Raw genomic sequence first — 25,711 nt, forward strand, 5'->3', positions numbered from 1 at the left:
GACAATTCTTGGGGAGGAATAGTCAATGACGAAGGTGACCAAGGCCGGGTGGATATCGCGCCGCCGGCTCCTGACGACAGCAAGTGCCGGCGCCGTTCTCGCCGCCTCGCCCTTTCGCATCAATCTGCTGCAGGCGCAGGAAGCGCCGATCAAGATCGGCTTCCCGGTTCCGCTGACGGGGCCCTACGGTGCGGAGGCGCAGGACCAGGTGCGTGCGGGTCAACTCGCTGTTGCCCAGTTCAACGATGCCGGCGGTCTCAACGGTCGCAAGGCCGAGTTGGTCGTGCGCGATGACAAGCTGAATCCCGGAGAGGCTGCGACGCGGACCCTGGAGCTCGTCGAGAAGGAGAAGGTCAATTTCGTCGTCGGCAGCCTTTCCGCGGCGGTCCAACTCGCGATCAACAATGTCACCAAAGAGCGCGGCATCATCTTCAATTCGATCAGCCAGTCCGACGCCATCAACGAAGCCGCTGATTTCAGCAAGTATACGTTCCACGAGGCGCTCAATCCGCACATGACGTCGGGCGCGGTCGGCCGCTACGCCTTCTCAAAATTTGGCAAGAAAGTCGCGTTCCTGACTGCGGACTACGCCTACGGCCACGAGATGGTTCGCGGCTTCCTCGAGGTCGGCAAGCAGTTCAATATCGAGAACCTCGGCGATATCCGCCATCCGCTCGGAACGAGCGACTTCTCGACCCTGCTGCCGCGGCTTCAGGCGTTGAAGCCCGATATCCTGTGCATCAGCAATTTCGGCCGGGATCAGCAAATCGTGCTGAAACAGGCAACCGACTTCGGCGTCAAGAAATCGATCCAGATCATTGCGCCGCTGCTCTCGCACGCCAGCCGCGTCGCGGCGGGCGCGCAGGCGTTCGAGGGCGTCGTCGGCGGCTGCTCATTCTATTGGGGGATCGAGGACAAGTTCGCCTCCACCAAGGCGTTCAACGATGCCTTCCGCAAGATGTATGACGGCAAGCTGCCGACCGACTACGGCGCGCTCGGCTATGGCGGCGTTCGGACCGTGCTCGAAGCGGTCAAGGCCGCGGGCAGCGTCGAGACCGACAAGGTGGTCGCCGCAATGGAAGCCTTGAAGTACGACTACTACAAGGGCCCGCAATACTATCGCAAATGCGATCATCAGTCGGTGCAATCCGTCCTTGTGATCAAGTCGAAGTCCAAGGACATGAAGAACGAATCCGACGTGTTCGAGGTTCTTGCAACCGAGGACCCCGACGAGAAGAACCTGCGCACCTGCGAAGCGCTGGGCCACAAGAGCTGAGCACGTGAGATGGCGCGCGCTGCGGGCGGCGCGCGCCACGCTGGGAGGATGAATGGCGGGCCTGAGCTTTGACCTGATCGCGCTGCAATTGTTCGCCGGGCTGGCGCTCGGCGCGATCTATGTGCTGTTTGCAATCGGACTTTCTCTGATCTTCGGGATGCTGACCGTCGTCAACTTCGCCCATGGGGCATTCTACATGGTTGGCGCCTATGTCGGTCTCTATTTGATCTCGCTCGGTGGCAATTTCTGGCTCTGTCTGGTGGCGGTGCCGCTCCTGATCGGGCTGTTTGGCCTCGCCGTCGAGCGCGTGCTGATCCGGCCGCTCTATGGCCGCGGTATCGACTATCCGCTGCTGCTGACCTTCGGGCTCAGCTATGTGATGGTCGAATGCGTGCGCATCGCTTTCGGCAAGACCGGTTATCCCTTCGACACCCCCGAGGTTCTGCAGGGCGCCGTGAATATCGGCGTTGGATACTTCCCGCTCTACCGCCTGTTCGTCATCGGCGCGACCGCCGCGGTGCTGCTGGCGCTCTGGCTGTTCCTGGAGAAGACCAGCTTCGGGCTCATCATCCGTGCGGGTGCGCGCGATCCGCAGATCGTCCGCGTCCTCGGGGTCGATGTCTCCCGGGTCTGGCTCATCGTGTTCGGGATCGGAACTGCGATTGCGGGCTTCGCCGGACTTCTGGCCGCGCCGCTGCAAGGCGTCATTCCCGAGATGGGCGGAACCATCCTTGCCGAAGCCTTCGTGGTGACGGTGATCGGCGGCATGGGGTCGATCGGCGGTGCGGTGCTGGCAGGTCTTCTGGTCGGCGTGGTCGTCAGCATGACGTCGCTGTTCGCGCCTGAGATGGCCAAGGTGTCGATCTTTGCCTTGATGGCGATTGTCCTGATCGTCCGTCCTCAGGGCTTCTTCGGCCGTGCCGGACTGCTGAGTTGAGCTGGCTATGACCGAAGCCACCGACTCCTTGGATAAGTCCCGCACCGCGACCTTCAGCTGGTACGATTTCGCGACGCGACATCGCGCCAGTCTCGCAGCCGCGGTGATCCTGATTTTTCCGCTGGTGATGCCGTTCACCGCCTTGGCGGTGAACATCCTGATCTATGGGCTCTATGCCCTCGGCTTCAACCTGGTGTTCGGCTATCTCGGCCTGCTGTCGTTCGGTCATGCAGCGCTGCTGGGGACCGGGGCCTATTTCTGTGGCATCGCGATCGTGCATTTCGGCTGGCCGTGGTACGCAGCAATCGCGGCGGGCGTCGTCGGCGGCCTGGTGATGGCGCTGGTGATCGGCGTGCTCGCGATCAGGACCCGCGGCATCTACTTCGCCATGGTCACGATGGCGCTCTCGCAATGCGCCTACTACCTGTTCTACCAGGCCGTGGACTGGACCGGAGGCGAGAACGGCCTGCGCGGCATCAATGTCCGTACCATCGATCTGTTCGGCTTGCGGCTCGATTTCATCAATCCGATGATCCGATACTACGTCATCGCAGCGTTCGTGATCGCGGCATTCTTCGTGATGTCCCGCATCCTCGCCTCGCCATTCGGGGCGGTCATTGAGGCGGTGCGGGAAAACGAGATGCGCGCACGCGCTTCGGGCTATGACGTCACCCTGACCCGTCTGCTGACGTTCGTTCTGTCGGGCGGCTTCTGCGGCCTCGCGGGCGCGTTGCAGGCGCTTCATCTCTCGATCGTGCCGATCGAGATATTGCACTACGAGACATCGGGCCTCGTGGTGATGATTGCGCTGCTCGGTGGCATGGGGACGTTCTTCGGGCCGATGATCGGCGCGGCGGTGTTCCTGATTCTGGAGAACGTGGTCTCGGTGTGGACCGTACATTGGCAGCTCATCGTCGGCGCCATCTTCATCGCGTGCGTGCTGTTCTTCCCGGCCGGCATCTGGGGCACGCTGATTGCGCGAGGCCGCCGATGACGACCGGAGCAGAACATTCAAGCGACGTCATCCTGCGCACCAGAGGCGTCGGCAAGACGTTCGGCAAATTCGTCGCGCTGAACAATATCTCGGCCGAGTTCTCCAAGGGCAAGATCACATCGATCATCGGCCCGAACGGGGCTGGAAAGAGCACCTATTTCAATCTGCTCTGCGGCGCTTTCCCGCCCTCGAATGGCCGTGTCGAGTTCGAGGGCAGGGATGTCACGGGTTTGCCGCAGCATCGCTTTGCGCATATGGGGATCGCAAAGTCGTTTCAGATCACCAGTGTGTTTCCGCAACTCACCACGCGCGAGAACATCAGGGTCGGCCTGCAGGCGTTGGTGTCGAGATATGACATCTGGCGGCCGCGCGCCCGTCTCGGCGAACTGGTCGATCGAGCGGATCAATTGTTGGCTCTGGTCGGACTATGGGAGTCCCGGGAGCGTGCAGCCAAGACGCTGGCGCACGGCGAACAGCGGGCGCTGGAGATCGGCATGGCGCTTGCCAGCCACCCTCGCTTGCTATTGCTGGATGAGCCGACGGCGGGCATGAGCCCGGAAGAAACCCGGACCATGATGGATCTGATCGTCAAGCTCGCGCAGGAGCGCACGGTGATCCTCGTCGAGCACAAGATGAAGCTGGTGCTGGGGATCAGCGACCGCATCCTCGTGCTGCATCACGGCGAGCTTCTCGCCGAGGGAACGCCGCAAGAGGTCCGGCAGAACGAGGCGGTGAAGCGCGTCTATCTCGGCCAGCGGGAGCATTGAACGGATGCTGCAGATCAGCCAGCTCAATGCCTGGTACGGAGCAAGCCACGCGCTGCAGGACATCAGTCTGGAGGTCGGCAGGGGCGAGATCGTCTGCCTGATCGGGCGCAACGGCGCCGGCAAGACCACCACGCTGAAATCGATCATGGGTCTGATGGATCGAGCGCGCGGCTCGGTGATCTTCAAGGGCCAGGAGCTGCTGCAGCAGCCGGCGCACGCTCGTTTCGCGCTAGGACTGGCCTATGTGCCGGAGGAGCGGCGGATCGTGCAGGGGTTGTCGGTGCGGGAGAACCTGCGGCTCGGTCTCGTCGCGTCGCCCGAGAAGAAGCGCGAGACCGAGTTGATCGGCGAGATCGCTGGCATCTTTCCGCGGCTGGCGGAGCGCATGGACCAGGAAGCCGTCACGATGTCCGGCGGCGAGCAGCAAATGCTGGCGATCGCGCGTGCGATGATCGCAAAACCCGACCTGATCATGCTCGACGAGCCGTCCGAGGGCATCATGCCGGTGCTGGTCGACGAGATGTTTGAACTGTTCCGCAGCATGAAAGCCCAGGGGACGACGGTGCTGCTGGTCGAGCAGAATGTCGAGCTCGCGCTCGATATCGCCGATCGGGCCTATGTGTTGGATCAAGGGTCCGTGGTGCACCAGGCATCGGCGCAGGCGCTACTCGCCGACAGCGAAATCAAGGAGCGCTACTGCTCGGTGTGACATTGCCGCCGTTCGCGCTGCGCAACGGGGAGCGTCCTCTATTCCGCTGCGCTCGCGATCGCCTCGGCGCTCCTGTTGGTGACGACGACCTTGATCGCATCATCCACGCGGTCCCGCGCATATCTGAGCGCGGTCGGCAGATCGGCGAGCGGAAATGTGTGGGTGTGGATCCTGGTCGCGTCGAACCGCTTTGCGGCCATCAATTCCATGGCGCGGCGCGTCGCGCTGCGGCCTTCGCCACGGATGCCGTAGGCGTAGATGTTGTTCCGTACGAGATGCGCAATGTCCAGCGTCGCGGCCTCGTGAGGGAAGGCGGCAAGGCAGATCTTGCCGCCGCGGTTGGTCATGTGAATGGCCTGGTTGAGCGTCGCCTCGGTGCCGGCGCATTCGACGACATAGTCCGCGCCGATCCCGCCTGTCAGCTGCTTTACGACTGCAACCGCGTCTTCATCATTGATATTGATGACGCGATCGGCGCCCAATTCCTGACCGATCGCCAGCCGCTTGTTGCGCGTGCCGGTCAGGATCACCGGGCTTGCCCCCAACGCCTTTGCCACGGCGACCGCGAGCAGTCCGATCGGGCCAGGCCCGATCACAACGACGCTCTCCCCGGCAACCAATCCCCCCAATTCCGTCAAGCCATACATCGACGTCCCCGCCGTCACCACCAGCGTCGCTTCGGCGTCGCTCATGGTGTCGGGCACGCGCGCCAGCGTGTTGATGTGATTGACCGCGTATTCGGCGAACCCGCCGTCGGTCGTGAAGCCGTTGGCCCGGTGACCCTTCTCGGGCTTTCCGTAGTTCAAGCAGGACGTGTACATGCCCTGACGGCAGCGCTTGCACTGGCCGCAGCCGGCGTGGATCTCGACGCTGACCCGTTCGCCGATCCTGAACTCGTCGACATCGGGTCCGAGCGCGGCCACCGTGCCCATGTATTCGTGGCCCGGCGTAAAATTCTTGTTGAAGGGCAGGCCGCCCTGGATGCTCGCCGGCGAGCCAGCATGGATGATCTCCAGGTCAGTCGCACAGATTGCGACCGCGTCGATGCGGACCAGCACTTCGGCGCGCGAGGGGACCGGCGTCGGCTTCTCGCGCAGCGAAAGCTGCTCGGGGTCGCCAAGCACCCAGGCCTTCATCAGATCGGGAATGGGCAGATCGGGCGAGGTCGTGACGCCGGCGGGCTGATACATGAGCACTTCCTGTTTGATCGGCAGCCTAACGCAAACCAGTCGCTCATCGCGAGCATTCGCATCGCCGCTGTCGGCGTTTTCCCATTGCTGCACGGCAGCATTCGCGTCGCAAAAGCTTCATACGCGGCCTATACTTGGTCGCCCGGTTGATGTTGAAATCCGTATTGCATCCCCCTTGCCAGACCGGGAGCCTCCCATGAAGACCGTCCGCCTTGTCCTTGCCTTGCTGGCGCTGACGCTGATTGCGCCCTGGCAATCCGCCAAGGCGGCCGACGTGATCTGCTACAATTGCCCGCCGGAATGGGCCGACTGGGCCTCGATGCTGAAGGCGATCAAGGCGGATCTCAACTACGACATCCCGCACGACAACAAGAATTCCGGTCAGGCGCTGGCGCAGATCCTCGCCGAGAAGAGCAATCCGGTCGGCGATATCGGCTATTTCGGCGTCACCTTCGGCATGAAGGCCAAGGCGCAGGATGCGCTCGAGCCCTACAAGCCTGCCCATTGGGATCAGGTGCCCGCCGGGCTGAAGGATCCGGACGGCTACTGGACCACGATCCATTCCGGCACGCTCGGCCTGTTCGTGAACAAGGACGCGCTTGGCGGCAAGCCGGTGCCGGCCTGCTGGAAGGACCTCTTGAAGCCCGACTACAAGGGCATGGTCGGCTATCTCGACCCGTCGTCGGCGGCGGTCGGCTATGTCGGCGCCGTGGCGGTCAACCTGGCGCTGGGCGGCTCGCCGACCAATTTCGATCCGGCCATCAGCTTCTTCAAGGAATTGCGCAAGAACGATCCGATCGTGCCGAAGCAGACGTCGTATGCCCGCGTCGTCTCGGGCGAGATGCCGATCCTGTTCGATTACGATTTCAACGCCTACCGCGCGAAATATTCCGAGAAGGGCAACTTCGAATTCGTCATTCCCTGTGAGGGATCGGTGGTGTTTCCCTATGTCGTCGGCCTCGTGAAGAACGCGCCGGACAAGGAGAAGGCCAAGAAGGTCATGGACTATCTGTTGTCCGACAAGGGGCAGGCGATCTGGACCAATGCCTATCTGCGTCCGGCACGCCCGATCGAGCTGCCGGCTGCGGTCAAGAGCAAATTCCTGCCCGACAGCGACTACGCCCGCGCCAAGAGCGTCGACTGGGGCGAGATGGAAAACGTGCAAAAAGCCTTCGTCGACCGCTATCTCGCCGAGGTCCGCTGAGGCAATATGGTGCCCCTCGCCGGGGCACCATTCTCTCGATGTCGCAAAAATCCTTCGTCTGGCTCTGCCTGCTGCCGCTTGCGGTCGTGACGACGGCGTTCTTCCTGCTGCCGATGGGCCGGCTGGTCATCGCCGGCGCCGAAGGCCCGCACGGGTTCGCCGGATACCTCGCCATCCTTACCGAATCCCGCTATCGCGCGACGTTGATCAACACGGTGCTGCTGGCGGCGGCGACGACGATCGTCACACTGCTCGTGGCGACGATTGCCGGAATGTTTCTGCAACGCCACCGCTTTCCCGGGCGCGCCGTGTTGATCGCGATGCTGACCTTTCCGCTGGCCTTTCCCGGCGTGGTCGTCGGCTTCATGATCATTCTGCTGGCCGGACGGCAAGGCCTGATCGGCGATCTGTCGAACCGCCTGTTCGGCGAAAAGATCGTGTTCGCTTATTCGATCTACGGGCTGTTCCTCGGCTATCTCTATTTCTCGATCCCGCGCGTGATCCTCACCATCATGGCGGCGGTGCAGAAGCTCGATGTCAGCCTTGAGGAAGCCGCACGTTCGCTCGGTGCCGGCCCGTGGGCCGTGCAGCGCGACGTCGTGCTGCCAGCGCTGGCGCCGGCTTTCGTGGCGTCGGGTGCGATCGCCTTTGCGACGGCGATGGGCGCCTTCGGCACCGCGTTCACGCTGGCGACCAACATCGATGTGCTGCCGATGCTGATCTATACCGAGTTCACGCTGGCCGCCAACTTCGCGACCTCGGCGGCGCTCTCGGTGGGGCTCGGCCTGATCACCTGGCTCATCCTCGCGCTTGCCCGCTCGTTCAGCGGCAGCGCGGTCGCCGCGGCCGGGTGAAGCATGCGCGATCGCCTGATCTTCACCGGCCAGTTCATCTTCACGCTGCTCGTCGCGGCATTTCTGGTGGTGCCCGCGGGGCTCTCCATTTCGGCGGGTGTGACCGTCAACTATTTCCGCGGCATCCAATCCGGCGTGACCCTGCAATGGGTCGCGCAGGTCTGGGAGCTCTATGCCGGCACGATCCTGCTCTCCTTCGTGATCGCGTTCGTGACGCTTGCGGTCACACTCGTCGTCGGCGTTCCCGCGGCTTACGCGCTGCATGTCCGCGGCGGGCGGCTGGCGCGGATCGTCGAGGAGATCATCACGCTGCCGCTGGCGATCCCCGGGCTTGCGATCGCGCTGGCGCTGCTGCTCGCCTATGGCGGCTTCGGCAGCTTCCGCCGCTCCTGGCTCTTCATCCTGGTCGGGCATGTCGTCTTCACGATGCCGTTCATGGTGCGCTCGGTCATGGCGGTGTTTGCCACTGTCGACATCAGGACGCTTGACGAAGGTGCGGCCTCGCTGGGCGCGTCGCCGTGGCGGCGCTTCCGCGACGTGATCGTGCCCAATGCCGTGCCGGGCATTCTGGCGGGCGCGCTGATGGTGGTCACGTTGTCGCTCGGCGAGTTCAACCTGACCTGGATGCTGCATACGCCGCTGACCAAGACCTTGCCGGTCGGGCTTGCGGACAGCTACGCCTCGATGCGGCTCGAAGTGGCTTCTGCCTACACATTGATCTTCTTCGTGATGATCATTCCCCTCCTGGTCGCGATGCAATTGCTGGCCGACAGGGGACACAAGCGATGAGCCCGGCGAGCCACGGCGTATCGGTGCGGATTGACGGCTGCGGCAAGACCTTTGCCGACGGCACGCGGGCGCTCGACCCCGCCACCCTCGACATCGCGCGCGGCGAAACGCTGGTGCTGCTCGGTCCGTCCGGTTGCGGCAAGACCACGATGCTGCGCATCATCGCCGGCCTCGAAGCGCCGGATCCCGGCGGCAGTGTCCTGTTCGACGGCAAGGATGTCACGTCTCTGCCGATTGAGCGGCGCAATGTCGGGATGGTGTTTCAATCCTACGCCCTGTTTCCCAACATGACGGTCGCGGACAATATCGGCTACGGCCTGAAGATCCGCGGTGTCGCCCGGGACGAGCGCGCCGCGCGCGTCGCGGAATTGGTGGCGCTGACCAACATCACGGGGCTGGAGAACCGGCGCATCGATCAGCTCTCCGGCGGCCAGCGTCAGCGCGTCGCACTGGCGCGTGCGGTCGCGATCCGGCCGGGCATCCTGCTGCTGGACGAGCCTTTGACGGCGCTCGACGCCGCCTTGCGCGACCGGTTGCGAGGCGAGCTCAACCGGCTGCTGCGCGCGCTCGGGATCACCACGATCTATGTCACGCACGACCAGGCCGAGGCGATGGAGTTGGGCGACCGCATCGTGGTGATGCGCAAGGGCGGGATTGCGCAGATCGGCAGCCCTCGCGAGATCTACTTTGCGCCAAAGGATCGCTTCGTGGCGGAGTTCGTCGGCGCGGCCAACATCGTCGAAGCTCCGATGGAGAAAGGTGAGTTGATCCTGCCGGGTGGACGACTGCCGGTCGGAGGCGAGACCACCACTGCTCGTGCGACGCTCATGATTCGCCCTGAAAGCATTCGCGTAGTCGATACCGGAGCCGGATCGCTCGCCGGGATCATCGACGCCGTCAGCTTCGTCGGCGACCGGCAGCGGCTGGTCGTCAGCGGTGCGTCGACCAAGCCTCTCAATGTCGATGCGCCCAATACGATCCAGGCCAAGGCCGGCGACCGGATTGGACTTTCGATCCCGCCCGAAGCGCTACGCATCCTGCCATCCGAAGATTGAGCAAAATCGATGTCGTCGAAACCGATCCTGATCGCCCAGATATCCGATCTGCACATCAAGCTGCCGGGGGCGCTCGCCTACGGCCGTGTCGACACGGCGATGGCGCTGGAACGCTGCGTGGCGGCGCTGAACGCATTCGAGCCGGCACCCGATTTCGTCGTCATCTCGGGTGATCTGGTGGATACGCCGACTGCCGAGGAATACGATCATCTCAAGCAATTGCTGGCGCCGCTCCGCCTGCCGTTTGCCGGCGTTCCCGGCAATCACGACTCGCGTGAATTGATGCGCGCCGCTCTGCCGGCCGCGTCATTTGCTCACGCGACGGGTCCGCTCGATCAAAAGATCGAGGTCGGCGGTCTCGATCTGCTGCTGCTCGATTCAAGCGTGCCAGGCAAGCCGCACGGCATGCTCGAAACGTCGACGTTGCAATGGCTGGACGCGACGTTGGCGGCGGCGAGCGATCGGCCGGCGCTGATCTTCCTGCATCACCCGCCGTTCAAGGGCGGCATCTGGCACATGGATCGGCAGGACCTTTTCAATGCCGACGAGTTGGCGAGGATCGTCCGCAGCCATCCTCGCACCCGGCTGATCGCGTGCGGGCACGTCCATCGTGCCATGCTGACAACGTTTGCCGGGATTCCTGTGACGATATGTCCAGCGCCGAACCATGCCGTCGATCTGGACCTTGCCCAGCTTCGGGAGCCGTCGTTCAGGGTGGAACCGCCGGCGTTTCATCTCCACGCCTGGTTTCCGGGGCAGGAATTCGGTCAGCTGGTCACACACCAGGTGCCGATCGGTCAGTTCGACGGGCCCCATCCGTTCTTCGGAGCCGACGGCAAACTGCTGTGAGATCGCAAGGCCGCTTCACCCCGCGGCGGCGATTCCAGCATCACGCTCGATCGAAGGTCGTGCAAACCCCGTGCGATCCGCGCGCGCCATCGCCTGATGCGTCTCGAGCAGGGCGCGAACCGCCTGGTCCAGCGCCGCATCCGCACTGCGGAGCTCTGTAATGAATCGCGCCGTCAACTCGGAGTCGAGCTTGACGCGGGTCAATCCATCCCGGCTCTTTTTCCTGTCGAGTGCGCGTTGGATGCTCGTTACGCGCGCCATCTCCGGCTCGCAGCCGAGCATGTCGGCGATCTCGTGATAGGTCATCCAGATCTGCGGCATTGTTTTTTGCTCTCCCTCTTTTGAAGAGGGAATAGGGTGCCGTTGATGAACGGCGGGTTGCCGCGCCTGATTCCCGGTGCTGACGGCACGCACAGCCGCGTTCTCGGTAAGCGAATTGCCAATTCGATCGGATAAAACTGCGAGAGTGGGCCGTTCGGCCGTCCGCTTGCTGATCGTGTAGGCAACCTCACACGGAGAAAGCAAATCTCACAGGCTCTTGAGCGTGAAAGACCATTTCATCTGACGAAATTACCGGCGACTCGTCTCGCGTTTCCGGATCGGGATGAAGGCGGCTGCAATCGATGGTTTTGCTACTCAGCTATTTTTATTAAAGAAATGCATTTTGAGCGGTTCCCGATGGTGGCGAAGACGGCTGCCTTTGTTGCTGTGGGCCACCGGCAGGGCTATACTTACCTGTGTTTTCATTGATCGTTGGCGTTGTCGGCGTCCGCCCAAGATGGTGGGTCGCTGGTGCGCAACACAATCTGTTTGGATCACGATGACCGGTGCGCCGTCCATAGAAAGAACTGCCGGTGCGCCGCCGTTTTCGAGCAGCAAGCTCGCGGTGCTGCGCAAGCATCCCTATTTCGCCGACCTCGAACCTGACGCTTTCGATCAGCTCTGCCGCTACGCCAAGCACGTCACGCTGAAGCGCGGAACGACGATCTTCTCCAAGGGCGATCCCGGCAACAGTCTGATCGCGGTGATCTCCGGCACGGTGAAGATCAGCATCTCCTCCCCGGAAGGCCGCAATGCGATCCTGAACCTGATCGAGGCGGGAGAGATCTTCGGCGAGATCGCGCTGCTTGACGGCCTGTCGCGGACCGCCGACGCCATCGCCAACAACAATTGCGAGCTGTTCGTCATCGACCGGCGCGAATTCATCCCGTTCGTGCGCAGCCAACCGGCGCTCGCGATGAAATTCATCGAACTGCTTTGCACGCGGCTGCGCCGGACCAGCGACCAGGTCGAGCAGGTCATCCTGCAGGACCTGCCGGGCCGCCTGGCCAGCGCTCTGCTGCGTTTGAGCGACAAGCACAAGCAGGAGCCGCAGGGGCGCACCATCTCGATCACCCAGCAGGAGATCAGCGAGATGGTCGGGATGACGCGCGAGAGCATCAACAAGCAGCTTCGCGCCTGGGCCGCACGCGGCTGGGTCAGGCTGGAACACGGCGCGATCGTCGTGCTGAAGCCGGAAACGCTCCAGGCATTGGTCGAAGCCGGGGCGAATGTCGGCGAATAGCCGCATTGCCCACGGTGCCAGTCGGCTACCTCACGAAAGGGTGAGCTGGACGGGTTTGTGAAGCCATTCACAACGGCCGCGCGTGCGCTGCGGTAAGCAGCGCTTCGGGGGACCTGCAATGTGGAGGAATCCATGCATGGCTCTTTCGACAAGCGACATCAGGACCAGCAGCACAATTATCAGAGCTTCAGCATCAAGCTGATCGCCCTGCCTGTCCTCGTCATTGTTGCGATGATTGCGGTGCTGGTCAGTCGTCCGGCCGCGGTCCAATGGATTTCGGATGCCGCAGAGGCGGAGTTCATTGGTACCGATCTCGTGCCTGACGTTGCGCCGCAGGCTCAAATGGCCGAGCACGCAACGAAATCCGGACGGTGAAAGCCGATCGACCGCTTGAGGTCGTCGCGCTCTCTCGCGCGACGACGGAGTTTCATGTCGCTCACCTGTCGGCGACCGCGCTAGGCGGCAACGCCGAGCAGCCGTGCCGCCGTCCGGCCGAGGATGTTGGCCTTGTCGTCGTCGCTCAGCGATGAACATGCGAAGATGTGATCGACCGGCGCCAGTTGCCAGGGATAGGGATAGTCGCTCCCCAGCACGATCTGGCTGGCGCCGACCTGGGCCGCGAGATGCCGGATCGCCTCGGGCGTGAAGATCAGCGAGTCGAAATAGATCTGCTTGAGATATTCCGTCGGCGCCTTCTTGAGCTTGGTCTCGGGATTGCATCCCTTTGGTCCGACCAGGCAGGCATGGTCCGAGCGGTCGGCATAGGAGCCGAGATAGCCGCCGCCATGCGCGGCGATGACCTTGAGCCCCGGGAAGCGGTCGAAGGTGCCCTCGAAGATCAGATGGGAGAGGGCGATCGTGGTCTCGAGCGGATTGCCGATCGTATTGCCGAGCCAGCCATTGCCCGAGAGCCGCTTGTTCAGCTCAGCCACGCCCTGCGGATGGATGAAGAGGGGAACGCCGAGCTCCTCGGCCTTGGCCCAGACGGGATGGAATTTCGGATCAGAGAATTCGACACCGTTGACGACGCCGCCGATCGCGGCGCCTTTGAGGCCTTGCTTCTTGACTGCGGTTTCCAGCTCCTGGACCGCAAGGTCCGGCGCCTGCAGCGTCAGCGATGCGAAGGCCGCAAAGCGGTCGGGCTTGGACGCGCAGAGCTCGGCCAGCTTCTCGTTCTGGATCTTCACGATCTGCCCGGCGAGATCGCGATCCCGGTCGTACCAGAACGGATTGATCGACAGCACCTCCATATCGACGGCTTGCGCATCCATCGCGGCGAGACGCTTGTCGATCTCGACGAAGGCTTCGGCCGCGCCGTTGACCGGCGGCAGCTGGACCTTGGCGGCGTCAGTGCCGAGCAGGGCCCCCGCTTCACGAAAGTGGCAATGCGAATGGATGTCGATGGTCTTGACGCGCTTGCCGTTGATCGAGACCGGCAGTTTCTGGCGCGGCTGCTGCGCATGTGCGTTGTGGACCAATCCGCAGCCGCAGAACACGATGCCCGCCGCTGCCGTCGCTCCCGTTTTCAGGAAATCCCGCCTTGTCGTCATGACGATCGCCTCCCTGTTCTTTGTCTTGTTGTGGGGGCAGCGTAAGGAGGCGGCGAACTTGTCGCAAGCGACACGCTGTGCGTGTCGCGCAATCCTGACCTCTGATCAGACCGGCTTGATCCCCGCCTTCGCGATGATCTCGCGCCACTTCGGCACTTCATCGGCGATGCGCTTGCGCATGCCGTCGGGACCGTTGGCGAGCACCTCGAAGCCGTTGTTGCGCAGTTGCTCGGCGATCTTCGGCGCCTTCAGGATCTCGATCGATTTCGCCGCCAGTAGCTCGATGACGGCGGGCGCGGTGCGCGCCGGGGCGAGAAAGCCCTGGAAGGTGTCGGAGATGAAGTCCTTGTAGCCGAGTTCGACCATGGTCGGGACATCGGCCAGGTCGAACCATCGATGGGCTCCGGTGACCGCGAGCGCCTTCAGCGCGCCGGACTCGATGTGCGGGTGCGCGGGAGGAAGCGCCGCAAAGGCGACCTGGGTCGTTCCGGCCAGGATCGCCTGGATGGCGGGCCCGGCGCCGGGGAACGGCACATGTGTCATCTGGATGTTGCCGACGATCTTGAACAATTCGCCCGCCAGATGCGGCGTCGTCCCTAAGCCGGGACTGGCGTAGTTCAACTCGTCCGGATTGGCCTTGGCGCGCGCGATCAGGTCGGCAACCGAATTGATGCCGAGCTTCGGATTGACCAGGATCACATTGGGCGAGGTGCCGAGCTCCGCAATCGGCACAAAATCCTTGTCGGGATCGTACGGAATCTTGCTGTAGAGGCCGGGATTGACGACATAGGCGCTCGACGTGATCAGAAGCGTATAGCCGTCAGGCTCGGCATGGGCGGCTATGCCGATCCCGATGTTGCCGCCGCCGCCGGCCCGGTTCTCGACCACGATCGTGCCGCCGAGCGCCTCGCCGAGGTGAGTGCCGAGAATGCGGGCCATGCTGTCGGTCGGCCCGCCCGGTGCGAACGGCACGATGACCTTGATCGGACGCTCCGGATAGCCGGCCGCCCTGGCCCGCCCGGCGAATCCGCTGATCGCAAATGCGCCGGCGGCAGCCAGGATTGCGCGGCGCGATGGCTTTGTTCTGCTGCCCGTCATTCCGATTTCCCCCACCATATCGTGACCTTACAGGTCGAACACCGCGACCGCGCGGATCGGCGACGCCGTTCCCTCGCGCCACTTCATCGGCAGGCCGATGAAGGTGAATTGTCCCTGGCCGAGCAGCGCCTCGAGATTGCACAGGCTTTCGATGTGGGTGATGTCGAGATCGAGACAGGCCTTGTGCACCAGCAGGTTCACGTCGCTATCGGGACCGGGCCGCATCGAGTCGATGCCGAAATGAACGATGCCCTGCGCGGCGAGCCATTCGGTCGCCGCGACGTTCACGCCTGAATTGTCGGTGGAATATTCCTTGCGGGGAAACGTCCGCGCATGATGGCCGGTGCAGAGCAGCACCGTGCCGCCCTTCGGTACCGGCAGCCCGGTTGTCTTCACCGCGGCTTCGAGATCGCCGGCCGTGATCTCGGCACGCGGCGCGATATGCCTGAGATCGAGACAGATCCCCGGCACGATGCATTTCTCCAGCGGATATTCATTGATCGGTATGCCGCTCGGGCCGAAATGCCGGGGGGCATCAATGTGGGTGCCGCCGTGATCGGGCATCGAGATGAACATCGAGGACAGACCGTAGACGTTTCTGGACTCCGCGAGGGCCTCTTCGTGGTTCTTCCACATCCCATGCATGATGGGGGGATGGCCGGGATAGCTCGGGGTGCGGTGATAGAGCTCTCGGCTCAGGTCGACGATCCTCACGATGGGTGCCCTTTCTTGACGGAGCTGGCGCAGGCGCGCTTCTGGCGGCAATGCTGACGTGTTTACCGCGCTTCCGCAAGATGCCGGAGCATTTAGTGCAAGAGTTGAAGCTGCCGCGGCAGCCACAGCGAGATTTCCGGCAAATAGGTCACGCACATCAGGACAAAGAACATCACGGCGTAGAATGGCCAGATCTTGCGCATGACCTGCTCGATCGTGACCTTGCCGACCGCGCAGCCGACGAACAGGATCGCGCCGACCGGCGGATGGCACAGGCCGATGCCGAGATTGAGCAGCATGATCATGCCGAAATGCACCGGGTCGACACCGAAATTCTTCATCACCGGCAACAGGATCGGCGTTGCGATCAGGATCGACGGCGCCATGTCGACGAGCGTGCCGAGCACCAGCAGCAGGACGTTGATCAGGAACAGGATGACGTATTTGTTGTCGGAGATCGACAGGAAGAAGGCGGTCATCTTGGCCGGCATCTGCGTCAGCGCCATGATGTAGCCGACGCTGGAGGCGCAGGCGATCAGCGTCATCACCATCGCGACCGTCCGCAACGTGCGGTGCAAGAGCACCGGCAGGTCGCGCCAGCGATAGTCGCGATAGATGAACATGGTCACGAAGAAGGCCCAGATGCAGGCGACGGCGCCGGCCTCGATGGCGGTGAAGATGCCGCCCAGGATGCCGCCGAGGATGATGACGAGTGTGATCAATCCCCACGCCGCATCGATTGCGATCCGCACCGCGTCCTTGGCCGGCACGGCCTGGCCGTGCGGGTGCTTCTCGCGATAGGCGATGGCAAGGCACAGCACGATCAGCGCGAAGCCGAGCAGCAGCCCGGGAAACACGCCGGCCATGAACAACGCGCTGATCGAGATCGTCCCGCCGGTGGCGAGCGAATAGAGCACGGCGTTATGGCTCGGTGGAACCAGCAGCGCCTGCACGGACGAGGTGATGGTCAGGTTGGTCGCGAACACCCGCGGATAGCCGTTCTTCTCCATCTGCGGGATCATCACCGAGCCGATAGCGGAGGTATCGGCGACGGCCGAGCCCGATATGCCGCTCAGGAACGTCGTCGCAAGCACGTTGACGATCGAGAGCCCGCCGCGCAGGCGGGTGAGGCCGACCAGCACGTCGGCGAACGCCACCAGCCGCCGCGCCATGCCGCCTTCCGCCATGATCGCGCCGGCCAGCACGAAGAACGGGATCGTCAGCATCGCGACCTTGCTGACGCCGTCGGAAATCTTCAGCATCACCGCCTCGAGCGGGATGCCGATCGACAGCGCGCCGACGATCGCCGCCATCGCCAGCGAATAGGCGATCGGCATTCCGATCAGAAAGCAGATCAGCATCGTCGCGAGAAGAATGAAGATATCCATCGTGGCCCTCCCAATCAGTCGATCGGCACATCGCGATGCTGCGCGATCGGGTCGGGTGGCGCGCCGAGGAAAATCCGCTCGATGATGAACAGCAGCAGGCAGAGGCCGCCGACCGGGATCGGAAGATAGGTGACGCCGACGGAGAGAAAGGGAAAGTCGGCGATCGTGTTGTGCCAGGTCACTTCGACGAGCCGCCAGCCCCAGATGATCATGAACAGCGCGATCGCACCCATCATCAGCTGGACGATCAGGTCGGCGAGGGACTGCAGCCGGTCCGGCAGCTTGCCGACGAAATAGCCGACATTCATGTGCAGGTTGAGCCGATACCCCGCCGCCGCGCCGATGAACGTCACGACGATGGTGAGGAGCACCGCGAGCGGTTCGGGCCAGGACGCGGCACTGTTCAGCACATAGCGCGTGAACACCGCCCAGGGGATCACGGCCGAAATCAGGATCAGCGCCACGCATCCCGTGACGACGCAGGCAAGGTACAGATAATCCATCGCGCGGCGATAGGGTCCGGCCATGTCGATGTCCCGTGCTGGGTCGGATCAGACCGACTGGATACGCGCGATCATGCTCTGGTATTTCGGCCCGTATTTGTCCCAGACCGGTTTCACCGCGGCCTGGAACGGCGCCTTGTCGGCGATCTCGACGATCTCGCAACCGGCGGCCCTGGCCTTCTCCATCGCCTCCTGCTCATACTTGTTCCAGAGCACGCGCTCCTCCATCTGCGCTTCCCGCGCAGACGTCTTGATCAGCGCCTGATCGTCGGGCGAAAGCGCGGACCACGTGCGCTTCGAGAACACCAGCACCTCGGGAACGATCAGGTGCTCGGTGAGGGTGAAGTGCTTGGCCGCCGTATAGTGATTGCTGAAGACGTAGCTCGGCGGATTGTTCTCCGCGCCATCGATCACGCCGGTCTGCAGCGCGCTGAACACCTGGTCGTAGCCCATCGCGACACCGTTGCCGCCAAGCGCGTTCATCATGTCGACGAAGATCGGATTGCCGATCACCCGGAACTTGAGGCCCTTGATGTCGGCGATCGCCTTGATCGTCCGCTTGGTGTTGTAGAGGCTGCGCGCGCCGGAATTCATCCAGCACAGCGCGACCAGGCCGGCATTGGCATTGGCCGTGATCTTGTCCAGCAGTTCCTGCCCGATCGGGCCGTCCATCATCCGTTCGGCGTGCGCCATGTTCTTGAACAGGAAGGGCATGTTGACGACGTTGATGTCGTCGACGATCGGGCCGATCGATCCCGCGCTGACACGCAGCATCTGGATCGCGCCGATCTGGGTCTGCTCGATGGTCTCCTTCTCGCCGCCGAGCTGCATCGACGGGAACATCTGCACCGACAGACGGCCATTGGTAGCAGCCGAAAGCTTCTTGCCGAGGTTTTCGGTGGCGACCACGGTCGGATAGCCGGGAGGCTGGACGTCGGATGCCTTGAACACCGCTTTCGACTGCGCGTTCGCCGGCGTCGAGGTCGCGGCTGCCGCGCAGAGGCCGGCGCCGATGCCGATGAGGTCGCGACGGCTGATCCCCGCAGGGCGCTGCGATCGGCGTGCGTTCATGTCGTTTCCTTCCCTGATTGCCTGGTCGACGTTTTTGTCGACCGTTATGTCGGCTAGTTCGGCTGGTCGAAGAACTCCGGATTGTTGTGCCGGGTGGCGCAGATGTCAGCCAGCAGTCGCTCGAGGTGCCGCGCCATCGCGGCTCCAGCCGCGGCCGGATCGCGGGCCTCGATCGCGGACATGATGGCCTCGTGCTCGGCGATCACCTCCGCCATCCGCCCGCGCTGCGGCAGGGTGAGCTGCCGGAAGCGGTCGACGTGAATCTTCACCTGCAGGATCAGCTTCCAGATGCCTGGATGTCCGGCGATGTCAGCGATGGCGGCGTGGAAGGCCTCGTCGGCCTGATGGAATGCCTCGCGATCTCCGGCCCTATCGGCCTCGCGCTGGCGCTCGATGATGGCATGCAGCCCGAGGATCTGGCTGGCGCTGGCGCGTCCGGACGCCATGCGCGTCGTGGTTTCCTCGAGCGAGCGGCGGATGATGATCGCCTCCGGAAGCGAGGCGAGCGGGATGCGCGAGACGAAGATGCCCGATTGCGGGAAGATCTCGATCAGGCCTTCATCTGCCAATCGCAGAATGGCCTCGCGCACCGGCGTGCGGCTGACGCCGTAGGAGATGGCGATCTCGGCTTCGAGGATCGGATCACCGGGCCGGCGCTGCAGCGACACCAGTTCGGCGCGCAGCTCGGCGTAAATCCGCCCGGCGGCCGTCGCCGTGCGGGGCCGGCCGCCGCGCCTGTGGCCGGCCGGGGCGCGAAACTCGGATGTCTTCGGCACGCGCGCGGGCATCTCTGCTCCCGTGATTGATATATTAGTATATGAAGCAAGCCCCGACGGCAATCGCGAAGAGTTGGATCGCATCTGCTGCCGAATGGAGATTTCGCGTGACCGATGATCGCAAGCTGTCGGTGTTCAACCGTTGGCGCAGCGCCGATGAGGTCGATGGACCGTCGACCGGCCTCACGCAGTTGGCGCGTCCCTACGCCCGTTCCGACACGAAGCCAGCCCGCTTGCGGAGCTCCGATGTCTCGGGCGACGTCAGCAATGCGATCAGCCGCTCCGCCTGCGCGGCGGCTGATGCATGGGTCGCAACGGCGGCGGAGTACATGGTCGCGAGCTCGCATCCCGGCGGCAGGGCCCCCGACAGCACCACGCCCTTGGTGCTGATGATCTCGGTCGATTGCGTGCAGCCGATCGGCCGACGGGCATCGGACTCGGCCAGATGCCGCATGGCTGTGGCGCCGTTCGGAAACACGCGCAGCCGGTCGGCGACGTCGTCGGCAATGCCAAGCTGTGCGAGCACTTTGGCGACGTGAATGCCGGCGGTCGATGCCTTGATGTCGGGCACGAAGATCGCATCCGCGGCGAGCAGCACCGCGCGCAAGCCGGCGGCATCGCCGGCGCTCGCCGGCGGATCGCCCGCGCGAACCGCGAGGGCGGTTTCGACGCGGCCGATATCGGAGGTCGAACCGCGCAGCACCAGTCCTTCGTCGGCGAGCCTGGTGATCAGGGCGGCGGTGAGGATGACGATGTCGGTCGCAAGGCCGGCGCGCAGTTTGTCCGCCATGGCGCCGACCGCGCCGAACTCGCCGGAAATGTCAAAGCCGATTTCGGCCTTGAAGTCGGCGGCGAGGCTGCCCACCAGGCCTTGCGCCGCGCCGCCGCTGAGGATCTTCAGGCTCGTCATGCACATTGTTCCATCGTCACGGTCTTGTCGCCGGCTTATCTATTGGGTCTTGTCGAGCCGCTTGACGACGTCGGCCCACTTCACGATGTCGTCGCGCAGGTATTTGTCGAACTGTTCCGGCGTCATCGCCATCGGCACTGCGCCCTGCATCGCCCAGAGCTTTTCGACGTCCGGGCGTTTGATCGCCGCGTTCACCGCCTTGTTGAGCTTGTCGATGATCGGCTTCGGCGTTCCCGCCGGCGCCATCAGGCCGAGCCAGATCGTGGCCTCGTAGCCGCCAACGCCGGCCTCGATGACCGTCGGAACGGCGGACAGCACGTTCGAGCGGGTCGTGCCGGTGGTGGCGAGCGCGCGGACTTGATTCTCGGCGATGTTCGGCGCCATGGCCGGAACGGCATCGATCATCATCTGGACCTGTCCGCCGATGACACCGCTGCGGGCTTCGCCGCTGTTGCGGTAGGGCACGTGGACGAGATCTATCCCGGCCATGGCTTTGAACAGCTCGCCGGCCATGTGATACGGCGTGCCCTGGCCGGACGAGGCATAGTTCAGCTTGCCGGGCTGGGATTTCGCCAGCGCGATGAATTCCTGCAGGGTCTTCGCCGGCACCGCCGGGTGAATCACGATCACCAGATCGGACGAGTTCAGCGGCGCGATCGGTGTCAGGTCCCGCATCAGCTCATATTTGCGCTGCGGCACCAGCGATTCATTCGCGGTCTGGGTATTCGACATCATGAGAAGGGTGTAGCCGTCGGGCGGCGCCTTCGCGACCTCGAGCGTGCCGATCACGCCGCCGGCGCCGGTGCGGTTCTCGACCACGAAGGGCTGGCCGAGGTTCTCCTGCAGGATGCTGCCGATCTGTCGCGCGACGACATCGGCCGGGCCGCCGGGGCCGAACGGAACGACGATCCTGACCGGGCGCGCAGGATAATCCTCGGCACGCAAATCCGTGATCGTGCCGATCAGCAGCGCTGCGACGAGCGCCAAGGCATGCCTCAAGCCCGTCATTGCAAGCTCGTCATGGATCGTCTCCCCCGACTTAAGTCTTGTTTCTTGCCGCGAAGTCTAGCGGCAACCTCAAGCCGCTGTCGACGACAGAACTCCGTTTCCCGCATCGGAATAAGGTCGGGTGGGCGGTGTATCCAACTTCGCCACCACGTGCGGGGAACAAGATGAGGAAACATCCAGCGAAACCTTCAGGGCTGTCGCGCCGCGATCTGCTGAAGGGCACCGGCGCGGTGCTGGCAGGCGCCGCGCTGTCGACCCGCGTCATGGCCGCTGCGCCCGCGGCCGAACCGGTCACGCCGGCGCTGATCGACGCCGCGAAGAAAGAAGGGCAGGTCGTTTATTATACCTCGACCGACCTGCCGGTCGCCGAGAAGCTGGCGAGGGCGTTCGAGGCGAAATATCCGGGAATTGCCGTGCGCGTCGAGCGCACCGGCGCGGAGCGCGTGTTCCAGCGGATCGGCCAGGAGTATTCCAGCAACATTCACGCGGTCGATGTCGTCAACTCGTCGGACGCGGCGCATTTCATCGTGTGGAAACGCGACGGCATCCTGGCGCCCTACGTTCCAGAGGATGTCGCCAAATTCTATCCGGACGAGCATCGCGACGCCGACGGCCAGTTCGCGAGCTTCCGCGTCTGGCTGTCGATCATCGCCTACAACACCAGCCTGGTGAAGGCCGAGGAGGCGCCGAAGAGCTTTGCCGATCTGCTCGATCCCAAATGGAAGGGCAAGATCGTCAAGGCGCATCCCGGCTACAGCGGCACCATCATGACCGCGACCTATCAGATGCAGCGCGATCTCGGCTGGGGCTATTTCGAGAAGCTGGCGAAGCAGAACATCATGCAGGTGCAGTCCTCGACCGATCCGCCGAAGAAGCTCGATCTCGGCGAGCGCGCGGTGATGGCGGACGGCAACGAATACAACATCTTCCAGATGAAGGAGGCGGGCCGCCCGGTCGAGCCGGTCTATGCCAGCGAAGGCTCTCCGATCATCGTCGGCCCGAACGGCATCTTCAAGGATTGCCCGCACCCGAATGCCGCGCGGCTGTTTCAGTCGTTCGCGCTCGGGCGCGAGGGACAGCAGCTCAACATCGATTTCGGCGGCCTGCGTTCGGTGCACGCGCAGGCCCAGGAAAAAGCGGGACGCAGGCCGCTGAAGGAGATCAAGACGATGAAGGACGACGCCGCCGCGGTGGAGCGGGAAGGCGAGCAGATCAAGGCACGCTACACGCGCATCTTCCGCGTTTGACGGCCGTGGCCATCACGCGTGATGTCGCGCGCCGCGTTCCAGACTACACGAGGATGAAATCGCTGTGGTCGAACATCGTGGTGCTGCCGGCGGCGATGAAGAGTGAGGTCGGTGCCGCCGCGCCGGCCGATCCGTCGGCATCGAACATGACACGCGTCGCCGGCACGCCGGTGCTGCCGAAGGCCGCGATCGGCTGAAACGTCAGCACGCCGTTGGTGAAGGGATCGGCGCCGATTGGCCCGAGCCCGGCAAGCAATTGCGAGACGTCGATCTTGTCGCCCTCGGCGTGGCTGAAGTCGTGGATGAGATCCTGGCCATCGTTCGCGGTCGTGAAGACGAAACGATCGGCGCCGGTACCGCCGGCCAGCTCATCGCCGCCGAGCCCGCCGGTCAGCGTATCGTTGCCGGCACCGCCTGCGAGGATGTCGTTGCCGGCGCCGCCGATCACCGTGTCGTTGCCGCCGGCGGCGTACACCGTCGACCCGGTGCCGAGGACACGGATGACGTTGGCGAGATCGTTGCCGGTGAACGATCCGTAGCCGCGCTGGATGTCGAGGTCTTCGACATTGGCGGGCAGCAAGAACACGTCCAGCGTGGTCTGCACCGTGTCGTGGCCTTCGTTGGGTTGTTCGATGATGGTGGTGGCTGAACTCTTGACGATGTACACATCGTCTCCCGTGCCGCCTTCCAGGAGGTTCGTCCCGTCGCCGCCGTCATCGAGCCTGTCGTTGCCGCCGAGGCCGACGAGGTGATCGTTGCCGACATTTCCCTGAATGAAATTGTCGAGGTCGTTGCCGGTCCCGTTGAAATTGCCGCTGCCGGAATATCGCAGATCCTCGATGTTGTCGCGCAGCGTCATCTGCGTGAGCGTGGTCAGGACCGTGTCGTGACCCTCGTTGGCGAATTCGATCAGCGTGTCGCCAGGATTCTCGACGATGTAGGTGTCGTCTCCGGTGCCGCCTTGAAGCGCATTGCCCAGGCCGCCGGCGCCATAGAGGATGTCGTTGCCGCCAAAGCCGATCAGGTAGTCGTTGCCGATGCCGCCCTGGATCCAGTTGTCGCCGGCATTGCCCATGCCGATGAAATCCGCGGTCCCCGTGAACACCAGTTTTTCGATATTGGCTGCGAGCAGGACGTAGGTCGCGCTGGTGTACAGCGTGTCGTAACCTTCGTTCGGCTGCTCGACCAGCGTGTTGGAGGTGTTGTTGCTGTAGTAGATGTCATTGCCGATGCCGCCGACCAGGGTATTCGACCCGCTGCCTGCGGTCAGGGTATCGTTGCCGTCCTGTCCGTAGAGCGTGTTGGTGCCGGAGCCGCCGGTCAGCGTGTCATTGCCCGTGCCGCCCAACACGAGGATCGGGGTTGTCGCCGCATGTGCGTCCACGACATCGTTCCCGGATCCGGTATCGACATAGACCTGGCCGGTCAGGCCGGTCGATGACAGATCCCCGATCGTCACCAGATCTACTGTGAAATAGGAGATGGGGTAGAAGGATTGAGGCGCTTCCGCACGGGTGGCAATGAAGTTGAAATTTTCAACCGACTTCAGCGTGACCGTCGAATACTCGGTGCCGCTGATAACTGGCGCGCCATAGTTGTCCCAACCTTGCGAGCGTGTGAACAACGCGGACCCGTCGCTGCCGGCATGCAGCTCATAGGCCATGACGTAGGTGTCGCTATTTCGTCCGTTCAAGGTCGCGAGATAGTCGGCGTTGACCTGGAACGTATCGTTGCCCGCTCCTCCATCGACGACGTCGGCGCCATCGCCAACTCCCATGCCACCGTCAATGGGGCCGCCGGGGCTGGTTGTTCCGTGTCCGCCGTAGAAGGTGAAGAGGTCGTTGCCGCCGAAGCCGAACAGATAGTCGTCGCCCTTCTTGCCGACGACCTGATCATCCGAATCGGTCCCGTTGAGATTGTCGGGACCGTCGGTGCCTTCAATATACATTCACTTCTCCAAATCAGCGGAGGGGGCGGAGCCTGCAATTAAACGAGGATGAAATCGCTGTGGTCGAACATCGCGGTGCTGCCGGCTGCGATGAAGAGTGAGGTCGGTGCCGCCGCGCCGGCCGATCCGTCGGCATCGAACGTGACACGCGTCGCCGGCACGCCGGTGCTGCCGAAGGCCGCGATCGGCTGAAACGTCAGCACGCCGTTGGTGAAGGGATCGGCGCCGATCGGCCCGAGCCCGGCTAGCAATTGCGAGACGTCGATCTTGTCGCCCTCGGCGTGGCTGAAGTCGTGGATGAGATCCTGGCCATCGTTCGCGGTCGTGAAGACGAAACGATCGGCGCCGGTACCGCCGGCCAGCTCATCGCCGCCGAGCCCGCCGGTCAGCGTATCGTTGCCGGCACCGCCTGCGAGGATGTCGTTGCCGGCGCCGCCGATCACCGTGTCGTTGCCGCCGGCGGCGTACACCGTCGACCCGGTGCCGAGGACACGGATGACGTTGGCGAGATCGTTGCCGGTGAACGATCCGTAGCCGCGCTGGATGTCGAGGTCTTCGACATTGGCGGGCAGCACGAATACGTCCAGCGTGGTCTGCACCGTGTCGTGGCCTTCATTGGCCTGTTCGATGACGGTGGTGGCCGAGCTCTTGACGATGTACACATCGTCGCCGGTGCCGCCTTCCAGGAGGTTCGTCCCGTCGCCGCCGTCGTCGAGCCTGTCGTTGCCGCCGAGGCCGACGAGGTGATCGTTGCCGACATTTCCCTGAATGAAATTGTCGAGGTCGTTGCCGGTCCCGCTGAAATTGCCGGTCCCCGAATATCGCAGATCCTCGATATTGTCGCGCAGCGTCATCTGCGTGAGCGTGGTCAGGACCGTGTCGTGACCCTCGTTGGCGAATTCGATCAGCGTGTCGCCAGGATTCTCGACGATGTAGGTGTCGTCTCCGGTGCCGCCTTGAAGCGCATTGCCCAGGCCGCCGGCGCCATAGAGGATGTCGTTGCCGCCAAAGCCGATCAGGTAGTCGTTGCCGATGCCGCCCTGGATCCAGTTGTCGCCGGCATTGCCCATGCCGATGAAATCCGCGGTCCCCGTGAACACCAGTTTTTCGATATTGGCTGCGAGCAGGACGTAGGTCGCGCTGGTGTACAGCGTGTCGTAACCTTCGTTCGGCTGCTCGACCAGCGTGTTGGAGGTGTTGTTGCTGTAGTAGATGTCATTGCCGATGCCGCCGACCAGGGTATTCGACCCGCTGCCTGCGGTCAGGGTATCGTTGCCGTCCTGTCCGTAGAGCGTGTTGGTGCCGGAGCC

At 63.5% G+C, this 25,711-nt stretch carries 26 protein-coding genes; 13 read left to right on the forward strand and 13 right to left on the reverse strand.

The window, feature by feature from the left end:
• The first annotated feature begins 25 nt into the window (after window positions 1-25).
• From JQ633_RS04260 to JQ633_RS04280, 5 genes are read left to right on the forward strand one after another with little or no spacing between them, the layout of a single operon-like run.
• Window positions 26-1,276 (forward strand): ABC transporter substrate-binding protein, encoded by a 1,251-nt coding sequence (locus JQ633_RS04260; RefSeq protein ID WP_211982636.1) that lies wholly within the window; start codon window positions 26-28, stop codon window positions 1,274-1,276.
• 52 nt (window positions 1,277-1,328) lie between these two features.
• The gene (locus JQ633_RS04265) at window positions 1,329-2,213 is read left to right on the forward strand and encodes a branched-chain amino acid ABC transporter permease (protein ID WP_211982637.1); all 885 of its coding nucleotides are present in this window, start codon (window positions 1,329-1,331) and stop codon (window positions 2,211-2,213) included.
• Between the two features lie 7 nt (window positions 2,214-2,220).
• Window positions 2,221-3,207, forward strand: coding sequence for a branched-chain amino acid ABC transporter permease (locus tag JQ633_RS04270; RefSeq protein ID WP_211982639.1), 987 nt, complete (start codon window positions 2,221-2,223; stop codon window positions 3,205-3,207).
• On the forward strand, window positions 3,204-3,974 hold the full coding sequence (locus JQ633_RS04275) for an ABC transporter ATP-binding protein (RefSeq protein ID WP_211982641.1): 771 nt from the start codon (window positions 3,204-3,206) through the stop codon (window positions 3,972-3,974). Before JQ633_RS04270 ends, JQ633_RS04275 begins: the two co-directional genes overlap by 4 nt.
• Window positions 3,975-3,978: 4 nt before the next feature.
• Window positions 3,979-4,683, forward strand: a complete 705-nt coding sequence (locus JQ633_RS04280) for an ABC transporter ATP-binding protein (protein WP_211982642.1) — start codon at window positions 3,979-3,981, stop codon at window positions 4,681-4,683.
• Window positions 4,684-4,721: 38 nt separating this feature from the next.
• Here the strand turns inward: JQ633_RS04280 and JQ633_RS04285 are convergent, their stop codons facing one another.
• Window positions 4,722-5,873 (reverse strand): zinc-dependent alcohol dehydrogenase, encoded by a 1,152-nt coding sequence (locus tag JQ633_RS04285; RefSeq protein ID WP_211982644.1) that lies wholly within the window; start codon window positions 5,871-5,873, stop codon window positions 4,722-4,724.
• A gap of 196 nt (window positions 5,874-6,069) precedes the next feature.
• On the opposite strand from JQ633_RS04285, the gene JQ633_RS04290 reads away from it, so the two are divergent.
• Genes JQ633_RS04290 through JQ633_RS04310 form a run of 5 tightly spaced genes read left to right on the forward strand, consistent with a single transcriptional unit; the run spans window position 6,070 to window position 10,624 of the window.
• Window positions 6,070-7,077 carry an ABC transporter substrate-binding protein gene (locus tag JQ633_RS04290; protein ID WP_211982646.1) on the forward strand — a complete coding sequence of 336 codons (1,008 nt, stop codon included), beginning with the start codon at window positions 6,070-6,072 and terminating at the stop codon, window positions 7,075-7,077.
• Window positions 7,078-7,115: 38 nt separating this feature from the next.
• Window positions 7,116-7,931 (forward strand): ABC transporter permease, encoded by an 816-nt coding sequence (locus JQ633_RS04295; protein ID WP_211982648.1) that lies wholly within the window; start codon window positions 7,116-7,118, stop codon window positions 7,929-7,931.
• Window positions 7,932-7,934: 3 nt separating this feature from the next.
• Window positions 7,935-8,720 carry an ABC transporter permease gene (locus tag JQ633_RS04300; protein WP_211982649.1) on the forward strand — a complete coding sequence of 262 codons (786 nt, stop codon included), beginning with the start codon at window positions 7,935-7,937 and terminating at the stop codon, window positions 8,718-8,720.
• Window positions 8,717-9,775, forward strand: a complete 1,059-nt coding sequence (locus JQ633_RS04305) for an ABC transporter ATP-binding protein (protein WP_211982651.1) — start codon at window positions 8,717-8,719, stop codon at window positions 9,773-9,775. The genes JQ633_RS04300 and JQ633_RS04305 overlap by 4 nt, the downstream gene beginning before the upstream one ends.
• 9 nt (window positions 9,776-9,784) lie before the next feature.
• Window positions 9,785-10,624, forward strand: coding sequence for a phosphodiesterase (locus tag JQ633_RS04310; RefSeq protein WP_211982653.1), 840 nt, complete (start codon window positions 9,785-9,787; stop codon window positions 10,622-10,624).
• A gap of 15 nt (window positions 10,625-10,639) precedes the next feature.
• Here the strand turns inward: JQ633_RS04310 and JQ633_RS04315 are convergent, their stop codons facing one another.
• Complete coding sequence (locus JQ633_RS04315; RefSeq protein ID WP_249158746.1) at window positions 10,640-10,945, reverse strand: hypothetical protein; 306 nt, start codon at window positions 10,943-10,945, stop codon at window positions 10,640-10,642.
• Between the two features lie 499 nt (window positions 10,946-11,444).
• On the opposite strand from JQ633_RS04315, the gene JQ633_RS04320 reads away from it, so the two are divergent.
• The gene (locus JQ633_RS04320) at window positions 11,445-12,188 is read left to right on the forward strand and encodes a Crp/Fnr family transcriptional regulator (RefSeq protein ID WP_211982831.1); all 744 of its coding nucleotides are present in this window, start codon (window positions 11,445-11,447) and stop codon (window positions 12,186-12,188) included.
• A 132-nt stretch (window positions 12,189-12,320) separates the two neighbouring features.
• Window positions 12,321-12,563, forward strand: coding sequence for a hypothetical protein (locus tag JQ633_RS04325; RefSeq protein WP_211982655.1), 243 nt, complete (start codon window positions 12,321-12,323; stop codon window positions 12,561-12,563).
• Between the two features lie 80 nt (window positions 12,564-12,643).
• Here JQ633_RS04325 and JQ633_RS04330 read toward each other — a convergent pair whose 3' ends face one another.
• The 9 genes from JQ633_RS04330 to JQ633_RS04370 form a co-directional block, all read right to left on the reverse strand.
• Window positions 12,644-13,738, reverse strand: coding sequence for an amidohydrolase family protein (locus JQ633_RS04330; protein WP_211982657.1), 1,095 nt, complete (start codon window positions 13,736-13,738; stop codon window positions 12,644-12,646).
• Window positions 13,739-13,843: 105 nt separating this feature from the next.
• Window positions 13,844-14,836, reverse strand: a complete 993-nt coding sequence (locus JQ633_RS04335) for a Bug family tripartite tricarboxylate transporter substrate binding protein (protein WP_211982659.1) — start codon at window positions 14,834-14,836, stop codon at window positions 13,844-13,846.
• A 27-nt stretch (window positions 14,837-14,863) separates the two neighbouring features.
• Window positions 14,864-15,550, reverse strand: coding sequence for a cyclase family protein (locus JQ633_RS04340; RefSeq protein ID WP_211982660.1), 687 nt, complete (start codon window positions 15,548-15,550; stop codon window positions 14,864-14,866).
• A 92-nt stretch (window positions 15,551-15,642) separates the two neighbouring features.
• Complete coding sequence (locus tag JQ633_RS04345; protein ID WP_211982662.1) at window positions 15,643-16,938, reverse strand: TRAP transporter large permease; 1,296 nt, start codon at window positions 16,936-16,938, stop codon at window positions 15,643-15,645.
• Window positions 16,939-16,952: 14 nt separating this feature from the next.
• Window positions 16,953-17,465: a TRAP transporter small permease gene (locus tag JQ633_RS04350; RefSeq protein WP_211982664.1), complete on the reverse strand. Its 513-nt coding sequence runs from the start codon at window positions 17,463-17,465 to the stop codon at window positions 16,953-16,955.
• Between the two features lie 24 nt (window positions 17,466-17,489).
• On the reverse strand, window positions 17,490-18,512 hold the full coding sequence (locus JQ633_RS04355; RefSeq protein WP_249158748.1) for a TRAP transporter substrate-binding protein: 1,023 nt from the start codon (window positions 18,510-18,512) through the stop codon (window positions 17,490-17,492).
• Window positions 18,513-18,565: 53 nt separating this feature from the next.
• Window positions 18,566-19,300 carry a GntR family transcriptional regulator gene (locus tag JQ633_RS04360; protein WP_211982666.1) on the reverse strand — a complete coding sequence of 245 codons (735 nt, stop codon included), beginning with the start codon at window positions 19,298-19,300 and terminating at the stop codon, window positions 18,566-18,568.
• A 190-nt stretch (window positions 19,301-19,490) separates the two neighbouring features.
• Entirely contained in the window at window positions 19,491-20,198 is a 708-nt protein-coding gene (locus JQ633_RS04365; protein WP_211982668.1) for a molybdate ABC transporter substrate-binding protein, read from the reverse strand.
• A gap of 39 nt (window positions 20,199-20,237) precedes the next feature.
• The gene (locus tag JQ633_RS04370) at window positions 20,238-21,206 is read right to left on the reverse strand and encodes a tripartite tricarboxylate transporter substrate binding protein (RefSeq protein ID WP_211982670.1); all 969 of its coding nucleotides are present in this window, start codon (window positions 21,204-21,206) and stop codon (window positions 20,238-20,240) included.
• 164 nt (window positions 21,207-21,370) lie between these two features.
• On the opposite strand from JQ633_RS04370, the gene JQ633_RS04375 reads away from it, so the two are divergent.
• Window positions 21,371-22,453: an ABC transporter substrate-binding protein gene (locus tag JQ633_RS04375; protein WP_249158750.1), complete on the forward strand. Its 1,083-nt coding sequence runs from the start codon at window positions 21,371-21,373 to the stop codon at window positions 22,451-22,453.
• Window positions 22,454-22,496: 43 nt separating this feature from the next.
• Here the strand turns inward: JQ633_RS04375 and JQ633_RS35380 are convergent, their stop codons facing one another.
• A complete protein-coding gene (locus tag JQ633_RS35380) occupies window positions 22,497-24,401 on the reverse strand; it encodes a calcium-binding protein (protein ID WP_211982672.1) in 1,905 nt (634 codons plus the stop codon).
• A gap of 38 nt (window positions 24,402-24,439) precedes the next feature.
• The coding region (locus tag JQ633_RS35385) for a calcium-binding protein (protein WP_211982680.1) at window positions 24,440-25,711 on the reverse strand (1,272 nt) is incomplete at its 5' end.

The organism is Bradyrhizobium tropiciagri, from assembly GCF_018130505.1.
GTDB classification, from domain to species: domain Bacteria; phylum Pseudomonadota; class Alphaproteobacteria; order Rhizobiales; family Xanthobacteraceae; genus Bradyrhizobium; species Bradyrhizobium tropiciagri_B.